The following is a 15,312-nucleotide window of genomic DNA, read 5'->3' as shown; positions in this document are numbered from 1 at the left end:
GGAGACGTTCTGAGTAACCATGCTGAGTTGTGAACGCGCCGGCGAAGAGAGTTCGGGGTCAGAGGTTGTCGGCGAAGCCCTGGATCAGGCGGGCAGCCGGCTCGGAGTCGCTGATCAGCGTGCCGTGACCGTGGTCGGGGATCACCTGCAGGTCGGCGCCGGGGATCTCATCGATGATCTCCTGGCACCAGCTCATCGGCGCGAGCGGGTCGTCCTCGCCGCGCAGCACGAGCACGGGCTGGTCGATGCGCGCGAACGCCTTCTCGGGCTGGTGCACGATGGTCGCGCGGATCTTGCGGATCAGGTGGGGGCCGCCCCGGAGGTACTCCCGGGCACCGCGCCAGATCACCAGCGGGCGTTCGCCGACCAGGTCGGTCAGCAGATAGCTCGCCTGCGCGGCGACATTGCGCGCAGCCTTGTTCACCGTGGGGCCGGCGAGCACGACGCCCTCGACGAGCGACGGATGCCGGGCGGCGAGCTCCGCCGCGATCTGACTGCCCATCGAATGGCCGATCACGACGACCGGACCTTCACCGGCGTGACGCAGGTAGGCGGCGACGAGGTCGGCGTGACGCTCCATGGTGAACGTGCGGGCGGGCTCGGGGGCCTCGCCGAATCCGGGGAGGTCGAGTGCGATGACCCGGCCGCGCAGTCGCTGCACGACGTCGAGGTAGACGCTGCGGCCCATGCCGATGCCGTGCAGCAGCAGGAAGGTGTGCGCGCCTTCTCCGAAGGTCTCCGCGATCAGGGTCGCCCCGGCGTGCTCGAACTCGAGCAGCGTGACGGGTGTGCCCTTCGGGGCGAGATAGCTGGAGACCACCCGTCAACGCTAACCGAGTGAGGGCAGTGGGACTAACCCGGGATCCGCGGATCGCATACCGGTGTCTGATGGGGAGCTGGTCGGAGCCGTGCGAGGATGAAGGGTGTCTTCGCCCGATCCCGATCCCGATCAGATCGAGGCGGGGCGCGAGACAGCAGGCTCTTCGAAGGGCCTCATCGCTCGCATCGCAGACGGTCTGAGCGACCCGGTGCTGCGGGCCCTCGTCGCGGCGACCGCCGTCTCGCGGATCGGCCGTGGTGTCTTCCTCGCCGTCACCGTGCTCTTCTTCACGCAGATCATCGGCCTCTCACCCGCGCTCGCGGCGGTGGTGCTCGCGGTGTCGAGCGGATGCGGTGTGGTGGGCTCGCTCCTCGGCGGCTGGCTCGCCGACCGGTGGAGCGCACGACGCCTCGCATTCGGCTTCGAGATGGCCGGCGGTGTACTGCTCGCCGCATATGCGTTCGTCGGCGATTTCGTGTCGGCTCTTCTGCTCGCGAGCCTCTCGGGCTTCTTCGATTCGCTCGGATACTCGGCCCGGTCCGCGATCATCGCGCGAGGATTCGCGCCGGAGAAGCGGGTGCACGCCCGCGCCGTGCTGCGGACCGTCACGAACCTCGCGATCGCGGCTGGCTCCGGTTTCGGTGCGATCGCCCTGGCATTGGGCACTCCGGAGGCCTACCGGGTCGTCATCGCCTGCGCGGGTGGCGTCTGCGCACTGGGGTCGCTCTCGCTGCTCCGGCTGACGTCGGCGGTCGACGCTCCCGCGCGCAGCCGAGTCACTGCTCAGTTCACCGAGACCGGATCCATCGACACCCATGCCGCCGAGGCGGCATCCGCCGAGCGCAGGGACTGGAACCGCCGCTCGCCGTGGCGCGACCCCAGATATCTGCTGCTGAGCGCGCTATCGGCGATCTTCGGAATGCAGTTCGGAGTCGCCGAGCTCGGGGTGCCGCTGTGGATCAGCGAGTACACGACCGCTCCGGATGCCACCTTCGCGGTGCTGCTGATCGTCAACACGGCGCTGGTCGTGCTGTTCCAGGTGCGCGCATCCCGCGGCACGCACGACCTCCGTATCGCGGGCAGGGTGACGATGATCGCCGGCTGGCTGATGGTCTCCGCCTGCCTGATCTATGCGCTCGCCGCGGGGCTCCCGACGTGGGCGGCGATCGTCATCCTCGTCATCGGCATGATCACGCACACCTTCGCCGAGATCCTGTCACAGGCCGGAGCGTGGGGGCTCAGCTTCGAACTCGCCGATCCGGTGCGGGCGGGCGCGTATCAGGGGGTGTTCGGCATGGGCTTCTCGCTCGGAGCCCTCGCGTCGCCTGTCGTCGTGAACGCCACGGCGATCACGTTCGGATTCGCGGGCTGGGTGATCCTGGCGGGGATCTTCCTCGCCGCTGCGATCGGCATCTGGTTGATCGCGCGCCGTGCCGCCGCATCCGAGCCGACGTCTGCGCCTGCCTGAGAGTCCGGTCGAGGCGCGCCTATCCCGCGGGCGTCAGCACGAGCGTGTGCCGGGCCGCCGCATCCACCGCGTTGTCGGAGAACGCCCACGGCTTCTGCACCCCGGCCGCCCAGTCGGGAGTCTGATCGATGTAGTGCGCATCGAATGCGTGCCCCGAGGCTCCGGTGAGGTGGATCCACGTCGAGGAGTCGAAGTCCGACAGGTCGATCACCATCCGCATCGAGGGCACCGTGGTCGTCGCATACGACGTGCCGAGCTCCCACCCCGTCGCGTTGACCACCGATGCACCGCCGCTCACGGCGAAGGGTCCGCGGTTGAAGAGCATCTCGATCGGGGCGATGCCTGAGGAGCCGAGGGTGTCGCTCGTCAGGGTGATGGCGTGCAGATCGCCCCACCTCCAGGCGCTGACCGTGGTGCCCTGCAGTGCGGAGAGCTCGTCGTAGGCCTCTTCGGCCGAGAGCGCGAGCATCTCGTCCATGCTCGAGACGTCGAGGGCCGGGTTGGTCCAGAGCGGATCGGCGGGGTCGTCGAGCAGGTCGGCGACGACCGTGAACAGACGGCCCTGCCCGTCGATCGGCAGGGGCTCGTCGCGCTCGCCGAACAGGTTCTGCACGAGGTTCGACCACAGCACGTTCGCGTAAGCGGCGGCAGCGGAGGATGCCTCATTCTGCGCATCCCACGAGCGCAGCAGGTCGACGGCATCCGCTGTTCCCGCCCCCTTCACCTCGACCTCGCCCATCGCGGATGCCAGACGCTTGCCGATCCACATCTCGCTGTCCATCTGGATCTCGCGCATGTCCTCAGCGGTGAGCGGCCCAGCTGCGGCCCGTCGTTCGATCAGATGTGCGATGCGTGCCGCCCGGTAGCCGTAGTCCCAGTCCCGCGAGAGGAAGTACGGGTAATCGTCGGTGACGATCGCGTTGTTCGCGGTCACGATGTACCCCGAAGCGGGGTTGTAGGACACCGGCAGCTCGTCGAAGGGGATGAATCCGGTCCAGTCGTAGCTGCTGTCCCACCCGGGCTGCGGCATCCACCCGTCGCCTGCGCCGCGGATCGGCAGGCGTCCGGGCGTCTGGTACCCGATGTTCCCCTCGGTGTCGGCATAGATGAGGTTCTGGGCGGGAACATCGAACAGCGACGCGGCGTGACGGAACTCCTCGAAGTCCTGCGCGGTGGACAGAGCGAAGATCGCCGTCGCCGCGGTGCCCGGGTCCAGTGCCGTCCAGCGCAGGCTGACGGCGTACTCGGAGCCGCCGCCCGTCGGTGCCGGCCCCGCCGCTCCGCCTGCCGCGAGACCGGGCTCGGGGTCATCGGCGATGGACGTGAAGTCGTCGGTCAGTCCCGAGATGATGGGGCCGTGCACCGTCGAGCGGATGGTCAGCTCGATGTCGTCGCCGCCGGCGACCTTGATGGTCTCGGTGCTCTCCTCGAGTGGCACGAGAGCGCCGTCGCGCCAGTACTGGTCTCCCTCGAGCCGCTCGATGTACAGGTCGGTGACGTCGGTGGTCAGATTCGTGAACCCCCAGGCGACGTGCTGGTTGTGCCCGATCACGATGCCGGGGAGCCCCGAGAACGAGAAGCCGCCGACGTCGAACGGGCACTCGTCGGTGACCTCGCTGCACTTGAGCTGCACCTGGTACCAGACCGAGGGCAGGGAGGCCCCGAGATGCGGGTCGTTCGCGAGCAGTGGCATGCCGGTGTCGGTGAGATCGCCCGAGACCACCCAGGAGTTCGAGCCGATCCCCTCGCCGACGTCGCCGACCAGGATGCTGGCCGCCTCGATCACGTCGGACGCCTCCTGCCACTCGATCGTGGTGGTGGCCTGCTGCATCTCTCCGTCGTTCTCGACGTCGTTCTCTTCGGTGGTGAACGCGGCGGGTTCGGCATCCGTCCCGAGTGCCGGCACCGTGGAGATCTCCGGGACGATGACGGGGTGCTCGTCGAACGGATACGCGGGGTAGAGCGTGTCGAGCGTGGCCTGCGTCTCGGCGGCATCCGCGGAACCGGAGGCGAGCTCCGCCGCGAGCAGCGACCGCTCGGTCTCGTCCTCGACGTTGCCACGGAGGTCCCACGCCATCGCCTTCAGCCAGGCGACGGAATCCGCGGGCTCCCAGGGCTCGGGCGAGTACTCGGGATTCTGTATGCCCAGAACGGCATACTCGAGCGACAGCTCAGCGCCGGACCGCGATGAGAGGTAGGCGTTGACGCCGTCGGCGTAGGCCTCGTAGTAGCCGAGGGTCGCCTCGTCCATGGCCTCGACCTCGGCCTCGGCGACCTTGCGCCAGCCGAGGGTGCGAAGGAACGCATCGGTCCCGGCCTGCGACTCCCCGAACATCTCGGCGACACGACCCGCCGTGACGTGGCGGCGGAAGTCCATCTCGAAGAATCGGTCCTGTGCGTGCACGAAGCCCTCGGCGTAGAAGAGATCGTGCGTCGAGTCGGCGGTGATGGTCGGGATGCCGCGGTCGTCGCGCTGCACGGTGACCTCGGCCTCCAGGCCGTCGAGGGGCAGGGTGCCGTCGGTCTGGGGGAAGGAGCGTTGGATCGTCCAGGTGACGAAGAAGGCGGCGGCGACGGCGATCACGACGATCGCAGCCACGACGGGGAAGGCGATGCGGCCGATGCGCGCACCCAGTGAAGGGCGCGCAGGGTCGACGATCTCCAGCGAATCAGTTGTCATCTTCGAGAACTCTTTCGGGAAGGCAGGGTGGGACTCAGTCCCAGAGAGTCCCAGAGTGCGTCCCAAGGACGCACTCTGGGAATACTACCCACAACCCACGGATTCCGGGGCCTGTTCTCGTGCGGCTGCGATCAGCCGATGAGGCTCAGCCGATCAGGCTCGGCTGCAGATCGCGCAGCGTGCGCCGGTGCGTCATCCGCGTCACGCCGATCGCCGCCAGCAGCAGCGCGCCGACCAGCCAGATGCCCAGCACCACCAGGTCCCATCCGGCTCTGCCCAGGTTGCCCCCGTACATGAGCTGCCGCATCGCGTCGACGACGTAGCCGAGCGGGAGCACATGGTGCAGAGCGGCGAGGGGTGCGGGCAGGGTCTGCCACGGGAAGGTTCCGCCGGCGGTGACGAGCTGCAGCACCATGAGCACGAGCCCCAGGAACTGTCCGACAGAACCGAGCCAGACGTTGAGCGCCAGGATGATCGCGGCGAACGTCGCCGACGCGAAGATCATCACCCCGAGCGTGCCGATGGGGTTGTCGAACGTGAAGCCGAGGGTGATCGCGAGGATCCCCATGAGACCGAGCATCTGCACCGCGCCCAGCATGGCCGGGGTCAGCCAGCCCGCGAGCGTGACGCGGATCGGGGAGTGCAGGGCGGTGACCGCTCGACGTGAGATCGGCTTGACGATGAGGAACAGCGCGTAGATGCCGATCCAGGCCGACAGCGCTGCGAAGAAGGGGGCGAGCCCTGCGCCGTAGTCCTCGGCGGATGCGACCTTGTCGCTCGACACCTTCACCGGGTCGGCGATGGTGTCAGCCTGCTGGGTGCGCAGTTCGGGGGTCGACACGGGAATCTGCTCGACCCCGTCGGCCAGCCCGTCGCGCAGCTCGGCCGTGCCGGAGGCGAGGGTGCTGAGTCCGTCGCGCAGCTGGGTCGCGCCGTCGTTCGCCGCTGCCGCTCCCGTGGCGACGGTCTGAGCGCCGCTGGCGACGGTCTGCGCGCCGCTGGCGAGCGTCTGCGTGCCGCTGGCGAGCTGCGAGGCGCCGGATGCCACCGACTCGGCTCCGGCGGCGAGCTGGTCGACCTTGTCGACCGCGTTCTGTACGGTCGAGTTACCCTCCTGCAGTCGGGTCCCGAGCGGATCGAGGGTCGCGAGGACCCGATCGATCTGCTCCTGCGTCAGGCCCTGATCCGTGAGCACCGCCGCGATGTCCTGGCGTGCCTGGGGCAGAGCATCCGTCGCCTGCTGCACAGCCGACCCGGCGCGGTCGGCGACGTCGGCCAGCTGCCGGTTGCCGTCACTGACCTGCTGAGCCCCCGACGCCAGAGTCGCCGCGCCATCGGCGAGCTGAGCAGCGCCGCCGGCCAGCTCCGACGTGCCGCCCGCGAGCTGAGACGTGCCGGCGGCGAGCTGCGACGTTCCATCGGCGAGTGTGGCGCTGCCGGTCGCCGCGGTGTTCGCGCCGTCGGTGAGCTGGTTCGCGCCGTCGACGGCGGTGACGAGGTTGTCGCGCACGTCGCTGAGCCCGGTGAGCAACCGCTCGGCCGCCTCGCTGCCGACCATCTCGGCCACGGAGCTGCGGATCTTCTCGACAGCCTGCGTGCCCATCGACGACGCCAGGTAGTTGTTGGCGTCGTTGGTCTCGAGCTCGATGCGCGCCTGATGCGGGTCGTCGCCCGAGGCGGAGGTCAGTGCCTCGGAGAAGTCGGTGGGGATCGTGACGGTGAAATCGACGGTGCCCTCGCGGAGAGCATCCGCCGCCTCATCGGCCGACATGCGCTGCCAGTCGAACGCGTTGCCCTCGATCAGGTTCTCGGCGACGTCCTCCCCGTAGTTGACGGTCTCGCCGGTCGGAGCATCCGTTCCCGTGGTGGGAGTCGCCGCGCCCTCGTCGTCGACCACCAGGGCGACCGGGACATCGGGGAACTTGGCATAGGGGTCCTGGTTCGCCCAGAGGTAGAGACCGCCGTAGAGGATCGGCACGCACACGAGCGCGATCAGGGCGATGATGCCCATCTTGCTCGCGGTGAGGCGCCGCAGCTCGGCGGCGATCATGGAGGGAACCTTCATCGCTCGGCTCCGTTCTCGGTCGTGTCTGCGGGTGTGTCTGTGTCTGTGGCCGGTGCGTCGGTGGCTGGTGTGTCTGTGTCTGTGTCTGTGGCCGGCGCGTCGTCTCGGTCGGCTTCGCCGTCCTCGCTCAACGACCGGGGCTCCGACGCGGGAAAACCCAGAGCATCGGACGGATCGTCAGCGTGTTCGGCATCGGCGCGCGGTGCGTCGACCGGCTCATCTGGGTTTTCCGGCTCGGATGCCGGGGAGTCGGATGCCGGGGGGTCGGATGCCGGGGAGTCGGATGCCGGGGAGTCGGGTGCCTCGGGGTCGGCGGCGGGCGCGTCGAGCACGAGAGGCTGCACGGGGCCGGAGGCGTTGATGGCTTCGAGCTCGTTCATCCGCTCGAGGGCGACCGCCGCGGATCCGCCGATGATCACGAGCATGGCGTAACCGCGGTCGGCGAACTCCGACGCGATGCGCCACCAGCCGTCGGGGCTGCCGCCATGACGGTCGGGGGAGACGAGCACGATGCCTTCGGTGCCCTCGCGCAGCACGGCGAGCTCGCACAGGATGCGCACGCGGGCCGCCGGATCGACGTTGCCGATCGGCACTCCGGCGAGTTCCCCGAAACCGAGCTGGGTGAGCCAACGGCGGGCATGCAGCGGCGTCGCTCCGACCCCGGCGAACATGAGCTCTTCGCCGACGACACCGGCGAGCGTGATGTCGGCGTGCGGATCGCTGACGTCGGGGGCGTCGACAAGCGCGACCGCGCGGCGCAGCATCCGGTTGTTCGTCGTGCCGTCGACGGTGACGCGACCGGTCTCGGGCTTCATGCGTCCGCTGGCGATCAGGCCGAGCACGCTCGGGCGCTGCTCGGTCTCGGCGAGAGCGAAGCGCACGGCGCCGGTGTGGAACTCGAGGCTCGTCGTCGGCAGTGCCTGACCGCCGCGCCCCTTGCTCACCTCGTGCAGGGTGACTCTCATGCGCTGACCTCTTGTGTGGAGACGATGTCGGGGTGGGCGCTCAGCAGATCGTCGGCTTCGCGCCATGACAGCCCGGCGATGCTGAGGAGCGTACGGACGGCGATGTTGTCTGCGGCGGTGCTCGCGGCATCCGTGCGCGACACGACCGTGCGTGCCACCTCTTCGATGAGCCGCGCGAGCGTGGAGGCGGTCAGGTCGGTGCGGAAGCTGCCGTCGCTCTGACCGCGTTCGGCGAGTGCTGCGACAGTGCGGCGCAGCGGGGCGAGGGCCGCTGCAGTGTGCTCGACGTGCGCCTCGTCGAGGGCGAGAGCGGCGGCGACCTGCACGTGCGAGGCCTCCTGCCAGAGCCTGGCGGCGAGACGCGCGAGCGCGAGGCGAGGATCGGTGTCGGTCACGGATTCCGCGATCGCATTGAAGCGCTGCGCACCGACCGAGATGAGCTCGCGGATCAGAGCTTCGCGGTCGTCGAAGTGGCCGTAGAGGGTGCGGCGCGAAAGGCCAGCGCTGCGGGCGATGACGTCGATCGACGCGCGGGGGTCTGTGGCGAGGGTCGCACGGGCCGCGTCGAGGATGCCGGCGCGGTTCTCGACGGAGTCGCGGCGGGGAGCACGGGTGGTCATGGATCCATCGTACTTAATGTGCACAGCTGTGTGCAAGATAACTCGGCGGACTCACAGGAGCAGAAGGGCGGTCGGTTCACAACTCAGCATGGAATCGCGCTGAGAGCCTCAACAGCGTGGTCCCGCCCACATACTCGGCGTTCATGCTGAACTGCGAACGCAGAACCGCGCACACACAGAGGGAGGGGGCGGATGCCGCAGCATCCGCCCCCTCCCTCTGTGAAGCGACGTGTCAGTCGAGGCCGGAGTCGAAGGCCGCGCCCTCGGAGGCCGTGTCGACGGCGTCGGCCAGGTTCTCGTCGGCCGCGGAGACCGAGCCCTCCACGGCGCCCGTGATCTCACCGGACTCGCCGGCGGTGACGCGGCCGACCAGTTCGCCGGTGGCGCCGCCGATGAGGCCGAGACCCGCGTACTGCTCGAGGCGCGAGCGCGAGTCGGCGATGTCGAGGTTGCGCATGGTCAGCTGGCCGATGCGGTCGACCGGCCCGAAGGCGGCGTCGCCGACGCGCTCCATCGAGAGCTTCTCGGGGCCGTACGACAGGTTCGGCGACGTGGTGTCGAGGATCGTCCAGTCGTCGCCGCGACGCAGGCGGATCGTGACCGAGCCCGAGATCGTGAGGCCGACCCAGCGCTGGATCGACTCGCGCAGCATGAGCGACTGCGGCTCGAGCCAGCGGCCTTCGTACATCAGGCGGCCGAGGCGGCGACCCTGCTCGTGGTAAGTCGCGAGGGTGTCTTCGTTCAGGATGCCGTTGACCAGGCGCTCGTAGGCGATGAACAGCAGCGACATGGCCGGGGCCTCGTAGATGCCGCGCGACTTGGCCTCGATGATGCGGTTCTCGATCTGGTCGCTCATGCCGAGGCCGTGGCGTCCGCCGATCGTGTTCGCCTCCTGCACCAGGGCCACCGGGTCGGTGTACTCGACGCCGTTGATGGCGACGGGGCGCCCTGCCTCGAACGTGACCGTGACGTCTTCGGTCTCGATCGCGACCGAGGGGTCCCAGAACTTGACGCCCATGATCGGGTCGACGGTCTCGAGCGAGACGTCCAGGTGCTCGAGGGTCTTGGCCTCGTGCGTCGCGCCCCAGATGTTGGCGTCGGTCGAGTAGGCCTTCTCAACCGAGTCGCGGTACGGGAAGTCGTGAGCCTGGAGCCACTCGCTCATCTCCTTGCGGCCGCCGAGCTCGGTGACGAAGTCGGCGTCGAGCCACGGCTTGTACACGCGCAGGCGCGGGTTGGCGAGCAGGCCGTAGCGGTAGAACCGCTCGATGTCGTTGCCCTTGTAGGTCGAGCCGTCGCCCCAGATGTCGACGCCGTCTTCCTTCATGGCGCGCACGAGCAGCGTGCCCGTGACGGCGCGGCCGAGAGGAGTGGTGTTGAAGTACGTCTTGCCGCCCGAGCGGATGTGGAAGGCGCCGCACGAGAGGGCGACGAGGCCCTCTTCGACCAGGGCGGTCTTGCAGTCGATCAGTCGCGAGGCCTCGGCGCCGTACTCGAGCGCGCGGCCGGGGATCGACTCGATGTCGTCTTCGTCGTACTGCCCGAGATCGCCGGTGTACGTGTAGGGGACGGCGCCCTTGTCGCGCATCCACGCGACGGCGACGGAGGTGTCGAGTCCTCCGGAGAAGGCGATGCCGACGCGCTCGCCGACGGGAAGTGACTGGAGGACCTTGGACATAGTTCCCAGTCTATCGGCGGCGTGTCGGCTGTTTCGGACGGAGGTGCGACTCAGCGTGCGTCGGCGGCTTCGAGTTCGTCGAGCGGCGTGGATTCGGCTGGCGGCTGTGCCAGCTCGCGCCGCTGGTGCGCGGCGTAGCGACCGCCCCAGTCGGTCAGCGCCTCGACGAGGGGCATCGATCCGCGGCCGAGGTCGCTCAGCCGGTACTCGACCTTGGGCGGGACCTGCCGATAGACCGTGCGGATGAGAAGCCCGTCGTCCTCCAGCTCGCGCAGCTGGCGGGTCAGCACGCGGGCGGTGGGCTCGTCGAGCAGCCTGCTGAGCTCGCCGAACCGCAGCACCTCGTGCTCGCCGAGAAGGCTGAGGATGCTGGGCTTCCAGGCCCCGCCGAGCACCGCGATCGAGACCTCGGCGTCGCACGCGTCTCCCCACTCCCGGACGATGCGCTCCGTCTTCTCCCTCATCGGTCTGCCTTCCGCTGTGTCATAGTATCCAAACGGTCACTATGTACCACCAATGACCGTACTTGTCTGAAGTGTACCCGCGGCGCGAGACTGAGGCGGTGACCTTCCCCATTCCCACGGCAGCCGCTCCACCTCGTGCGGCTCGGCATCCGTGGCTCGCCATGATCCCCCTGCTTCTCGGCATCCTGATCGGCGCGCTCGCGATCAGCAGCATGTCGACCGCACTGCCGGCCATCCGCGGCGACCTCGTCCTGAGCGACAGCGGCGCCCTCTGGCTCGTCGACGTGTATGCGCTCTCTCTGGCTGCGACGCTGATCGTCGCCGCCCGCATCGGCGACGCGTTCGGACGCAAGCGGATCGTGCTCTTCGGCCTCGCCGGTTTCGCGGTGCTCAACGTCGTCGGCGGATTCGCCCAGGACGGGATGCTGCTGATCGTCGTGCGCGCGCTCCTCGGCGTCGCCGAGGCGTTCGTCGTGGCCGGCGTCGTCGCCACGATCGGTGCGCACTATCACGCACGGCAGCGCGTGCTGGCCTACGGGCTGTGGACCGCGACCTTCGGTGCCGGCAGCGCTCTGGGCCCGGTGCTCGGGGGCATCGTCACCGAAGGCCCGGGGTGGCGCTGGCTGCTGCTGGGCAGCGTGCCGCTCGCGGTCGTCGCGGGAGTGCTCGCGATCTGGCTCGTTCCCGACTCTCGCAGCTCGCGGCCCCCGTCGTGGGACATCCTCAGCATCCTGTCGTCGATCGTCGCCCTCGGGGCTCTCGTCTTCGCCCTGCATGAGGTGCTCGCGGCTCCCCTCGCTGCGGGCGTCGCCGGCGTCGTCGCGGTCGGGACGCTGGTGTTCTTCATCCGCCGTCAGCGGACTCTGCGCGACCCCCTCATCGACATGCGACTCTTCCGAGTGCCGGGATTCAGCCCCGCCATCGTGCGCATCGTGGCGAGCAGCGGTGTGTCGACGGCATCCGTGCTCCTGGTGAGCCTGCACCTGCAGGATGCGCGGGGATTCAGCGCTGCCGAGGCCGGCATCGCGATCCTTCCGCAGGCGGTCGCGATCGCGCTCGGCGGGGTGCTCGCCCCGGTGTTCCTCCGGTGGCTCTCGTCTCCCACGCTGACCGTGCTCGCGCTCGTGATCCAAGGCGCCGGCCTCGCCTGGCTGGCGACCGGGGTCGACATCGTCGCGATTCCGCTCGTGCTGGTCGGTGTCGGGTTCGGCATCGCAGCGACCCTCGCCGCGACCACCCTCTTCGACGTGACCACTGAAGACGACGCCGGTCAGGTGGGCGCGATCCAGGAGGTCGGCTTCGCCCTCGGCGGCGGTCTCGGGATCGCCGTGCTCGGCACGATCGCCTCGATCGTCGGGTCGCGCGGCTTTATCGTCGCTCTCCTCGTCGCGACCGGCCTGGTCGTCGCCGCAGCGCTCCTACCGCTCTGGAGGCGCGCTCCGAAGCCTCCCGTCCTCGACCCCCGCTGAAGAAAGGCACTCCGTTGTCCGCACCACGCCCGACCGTCCACTGGATCTACGCCCACCCCCAGAAGAACTCGTTCAACGCGCGACTCTTCCGCGACGGAGTGGAGGCGCTGTCGCGTGACCACGACGTGGAGATCACCGATCTGTACGGTCAGGGCTTCGATCCCGTTCTCGCCGCCCCGGACCTGGGCGAGCCTCTCGGGCGGGAGGGCAGTGTCGTCGACCTCATGGGCGAGGCGTACGCCGCAGGACAGCTGCCGTCGGATGTGACCGAGGAACAGCGCAAGCTCGGGGCCGCCGATCTCGTCGTGCTCCAGTTCCCGCTGTGGTGGTACGGGCCGCCGGCGATCCTCAAGGGGTGGCTCGATCGTGTTCTCACCAACGGATTCGCGTACGGTCCCTCCGACCCCGAGACCGGTCTGCCCCTGCGCTACGGCGAGGGTCCGCTGTCCGGGCGGCGAGCCCTCGTGATCGTCACGGCAGGCGAGGACGACCGGTCGATCGGAGAACGGGGCGTGAGCGGAGACCTGGACTCGCTGCTGTTCCCGCTCACCCACGGCACCCTCTGGTACACCGGCATAGAGCCGCTCGACCTGCACGTCGTCCATGACGCAGACGGCCTGTCGCCCGCGGGCATCGACCAGGAGAGCGCGCGGCTCGTCGATCGACTCGCCGGGATCCGCGACGAATCGCCGAGCAGCCCGTATCGCCGACTCCGCGACGGTGAGTATCACGGCACCCGCGCGCTTCGAGAGGACCTGCTGCCCGGGCGCACCGACCTCGGCATCCATCGCGTCTCGGCCGACTGAACGGCGCACAGAACCGGTCTAGCCCGACGCGCGAAGACCCGTCGGGTTCCTCTGCAGTTTCGGCCCGAGCGGTGGCAGAGTGTCCCTGAAGGAGGCGGCACATGGGCGGAGCGATTCTGTGGGGCATCGTCGCGGCGTCACCTCTGATCATCGGTGCGGCGCTCGCACTGCTGCGCACCTGGCCGCCGCGCTGGCTCGGCATCGTGCTCGGCTTCGGAGCAGGTGCCCTCATGGCGTCCATCGCCTTCGAGCTGTGGGAGGAGGGGCTGGATCTCGCAGGCCCCATCCCGCTCATCGTCGGCGTCGTCGGCGGTGCCTTGGCGTATTTCATCGCCGACCGGATCCTCGACGCACGTGCCGCGAAGACGAAGGACCAGGGCTCGGGGGCCGGGGTTCCTCTCGCCCTCGGGGCGTTGCTCGACGGCATCCCCGAACAGCTGGTGCTCGGCATCGGGCTCGCATCCGGCGAACCGGTGAGCATCGCGCTGGTCGTCGCGATCGTCGTCTCGAACCTTCCCGAGTCGATCGGCTCTGCCGCAGACCTGCTGAAGGGCGGCATGGCGAAGTCGCGTGTGCTGCTGCTCTGGGCGGGCATCTCGGTGATCTGCGCACTGGCGACGGTCGCAGGGTTCGGGCTCGCAAGCGCGACGGGTGACGACTTCCGTGCCGGGGCGAGCGGCTTCGCGGCCGGTGCCCTGCTCGTGATGCTCGTCGACTCGATGGTGCCGGATGCTCAGGAGAAGGCCAAGCAGGTCACGGGACTCGCGACCGTGCTGGGCTTCGCGCTCGCCGCGGGGCTCTCGCTCGCGTCCTAGCTGCACCTAGCGCGAGGCGCGTCTTAGCTGCACCTAGCGCGAGGGCAGCTCGCTCACGTCGAACTGCACCAGTGCGTCTCCGGGGATGTCCGCGACGATGGTCTGCGTGCCCTCGGTGCCGGGGCGCAGGAGCTCCGACGGGAAGGCGGCCTCGATCGTGTACTCGCCGGGGTAGACGAGGTAGAGCAGAGGGGCGTCGGCAGCATCCGGTGCGACGATCTCGTCGATGCCCGCGATGCGGAACGGAGCGGGCTCGAGAACGACCTTGCTCTGCACTGCGGCGATCGACAGAGCGAGCGTCAATGACTGCTCGAGAGTCCATTCGGATGCCTCGTCGTCCCACCGCACCTGCAGTGAGGACTCGTGGGGTTCGCCGTCGAGCACGTAGGAGAACGTCACGCGGCGCAGATCCTCGTCGCCGCCCACCTTCGCTGCCCCAGGCTGCACCTCGACATCCTCGATCCGACTCTCGGCGCCGAGAAGCGCGGCGTCGGTGCGCAGCGTGTCGAAGTCGCCCTCCTCCGCGGTCGTCGAGTCCGCATGCTCGGCTTCGACGGCTGCGCCGTCGAGCGCGGTCGCGGTCGTCGCATCTCCCTCGGCGATGGCAGTGAGATACTCGCTCACGACCTCCGTCGGCTCGGGGCGCTGCCCGCCGACGCACCCGGTCAGCAGCAGCGCTGACGCCACGACGAGAGCGGATGCTGCAACGCCACGACGGCCGTCGGATCTGCGCGAAGTGAGACTCATGCGATCGAGCCTAGATGCCCCAGAGCGGAGAGCCAGGGGTTTCGAAGCGCGCTCCGGGAGGGTCAGATCAGCTGGACGTCCGTCTTCAGCGCCGCATACGTTCCGAGTGCGCGCCGGTCGCAGGTCAGCAGCGTGATCTCGGCGGAGCGTGCCGCGAGCGCCACAAGTCCGTCGTAGACGGCGCCGCCGGCCACTCCTGCTTCGGCCAGCTCGATCACGGCGCGGACGGCCTCGTCGGCGGGCAGGGCGACCGATCTGGGGAACTCCCGGGCGATCACGTGGCTCGCGGCGGCGGGGCTGAGGCGGCTGCCTCCCGGCAGTCTCGTGAGCACGGAGTAGGTCTCGAGCAGTGCGTGACCCGCGAGCCCGAGGACCAGTCCGGCGCAGGCGTCGCGGACCTTGTCGTGAGCTGCGCTGTCTTCGGTGATCAGGGCGACGGCCGCGCTCGTGTCGAGGAGCAGGTCAGCGCTGGTCGGCAAGCCGGAGCTCCCGGATGTCGTCTGACGTGAGCGTGGTGCCGCTGCCGTTGATGACCAGGCGTCCGTCCTTCTCGACGAGATCGTCAGGCGCGGCGACCTCGATGCGGATGCCCGTTCCGTCGATCATGATGTCGACCGGACCCGGAAGGATGCCGAGGCGCTCACGGATCGAGGCAGGGATCACGATCCGCCCCGCTTTGTCGATGGTCGTGTGCATGCCATGACGTTACCATCGG

14 protein-coding genes are annotated in these 15,312 nt (G+C 69.1%); 4 read left to right on the top strand and 10 right to left on the bottom strand.

Features of this window, described 5'->3' with window-relative positions; all coding sequences use genetic code 11:
- Positions 1 to 58 precede the first annotated feature (58 nt).
- Positions 59 to 820, bottom strand: coding sequence for an alpha/beta fold hydrolase (locus ASF63_RS07040; protein WP_056511299.1), 762 nt, complete (start codon positions 818 to 820; stop codon positions 59 to 61).
- Between the two features lie 103 nt (positions 821 to 923).
- Here ASF63_RS07040 and ASF63_RS07035 point away from each other — a divergent pair, with 103 nt between their 5' ends.
- Positions 924 to 2,288, top strand: a complete 1,365-nt coding sequence (locus ASF63_RS07035; RefSeq protein WP_056511296.1) for an MFS transporter — start codon at positions 924 to 926, stop codon at positions 2,286 to 2,288.
- Between the two features lie 19 nt (positions 2,289 to 2,307).
- On the opposite strand, the gene ASF63_RS07030 is transcribed toward ASF63_RS07035, so the two are convergent.
- The 6 genes from ASF63_RS07030 to ASF63_RS07005 form a co-directional block, all read right to left on the bottom strand.
- Positions 2,308 to 4,968 (bottom strand): penicillin acylase family protein, encoded by a 2,661-nt coding sequence (locus tag ASF63_RS07030; protein ID WP_056511294.1) that lies wholly within the window; start codon positions 4,966 to 4,968, stop codon positions 2,308 to 2,310.
- A gap of 145 nt (positions 4,969 to 5,113) precedes the next feature.
- On the bottom strand, positions 5,114 to 7,033 hold the full coding sequence (locus tag ASF63_RS07025; RefSeq protein WP_056511291.1) for a YhgE/Pip domain-containing protein: 1,920 nt from the start codon (positions 7,031 to 7,033) through the stop codon (positions 5,114 to 5,116).
- On the bottom strand, positions 7,030 to 7,998 hold the full coding sequence (locus tag ASF63_RS19310) for a hypothetical protein (RefSeq protein WP_200933983.1): 969 nt from the start codon (positions 7,996 to 7,998) through the stop codon (positions 7,030 to 7,032). The genes ASF63_RS07025 and ASF63_RS19310 overlap by 4 nt, the downstream gene beginning before the upstream one ends.
- A complete protein-coding gene (locus tag ASF63_RS07015) occupies positions 7,995 to 8,618 on the bottom strand; it encodes a TetR/AcrR family transcriptional regulator (protein WP_056511288.1) in 624 nt (207 codons plus the stop codon). Before ASF63_RS07015 ends, ASF63_RS19310 begins: the two co-directional genes overlap by 4 nt.
- 232 nt (positions 8,619 to 8,850) lie before the next feature.
- Positions 8,851 to 10,296: an argininosuccinate synthase gene (gene argG / locus ASF63_RS07010; RefSeq protein WP_056511284.1), complete on the bottom strand. Its 1,446-nt coding sequence runs from the start codon at positions 10,294 to 10,296 to the stop codon at positions 8,851 to 8,853.
- Between the two features lie 50 nt (positions 10,297 to 10,346).
- Positions 10,347 to 10,760 (bottom strand): winged helix-turn-helix transcriptional regulator, encoded by a 414-nt coding sequence (locus ASF63_RS07005; RefSeq protein WP_056511281.1) that lies wholly within the window; start codon positions 10,758 to 10,760, stop codon positions 10,347 to 10,349.
- A gap of 98 nt (positions 10,761 to 10,858) precedes the next feature.
- Here ASF63_RS07005 and ASF63_RS07000 point away from each other — a divergent pair, with 98 nt between their 5' ends.
- From ASF63_RS07000 to ASF63_RS06990, 3 genes are all read left to right on the top strand, one after another.
- Positions 10,859 to 12,229 carry an MFS transporter gene (locus ASF63_RS07000; RefSeq protein ID WP_157534264.1) on the top strand — a complete coding sequence of 457 codons (1,371 nt, stop codon included), beginning with the start codon at positions 10,859 to 10,861 and terminating at the stop codon, positions 12,227 to 12,229.
- A gap of 14 nt (positions 12,230 to 12,243) precedes the next feature.
- Positions 12,244 to 13,035, top strand: a complete 792-nt coding sequence (locus ASF63_RS06995) for an NAD(P)H-dependent oxidoreductase (RefSeq protein ID WP_056511274.1) — start codon at positions 12,244 to 12,246, stop codon at positions 13,033 to 13,035.
- 101 nt (positions 13,036 to 13,136) lie between these two features.
- Entirely contained in the window at positions 13,137 to 13,850 is a 714-nt protein-coding gene (locus ASF63_RS06990; RefSeq protein ID WP_056511271.1) for a ZIP family metal transporter, read from the top strand.
- Positions 13,851 to 13,883: 33 nt separating this feature from the next.
- Here the strand turns inward: ASF63_RS06990 and ASF63_RS06985 are convergent, their stop codons facing one another.
- The 3 genes from ASF63_RS06985 to ASF63_RS06975 form a co-directional block, all read right to left on the bottom strand.
- Positions 13,884 to 14,597, bottom strand: coding sequence for a hypothetical protein (locus tag ASF63_RS06985; RefSeq protein ID WP_056511270.1), 714 nt, complete (start codon positions 14,595 to 14,597; stop codon positions 13,884 to 13,886).
- 62 nt (positions 14,598 to 14,659) lie between these two features.
- Entirely contained in the window at positions 14,660 to 15,076 is a 417-nt protein-coding gene (locus ASF63_RS06980; protein ID WP_056511268.1) for a PIN domain-containing protein, read from the bottom strand.
- Positions 15,060 to 15,293, bottom strand: a complete 234-nt coding sequence (locus tag ASF63_RS06975) for an AbrB/MazE/SpoVT family DNA-binding domain-containing protein (protein ID WP_082477905.1) — start codon at positions 15,291 to 15,293, stop codon at positions 15,060 to 15,062. Before ASF63_RS06975 ends, ASF63_RS06980 begins: the two co-directional genes overlap by 17 nt.
- Between the last annotated feature and the right edge of the window lie 19 nt (positions 15,294 to 15,312).

The sequence above is a fragment of the Microbacterium sp. Leaf320 genome (assembly GCF_001423485.1).
Lineage (GTDB): Bacteria > Actinomycetota > Actinomycetes > Actinomycetales > Microbacteriaceae > Microbacterium.
This window is presented reverse-complemented; position numbering and strand designations above follow the sequence as displayed.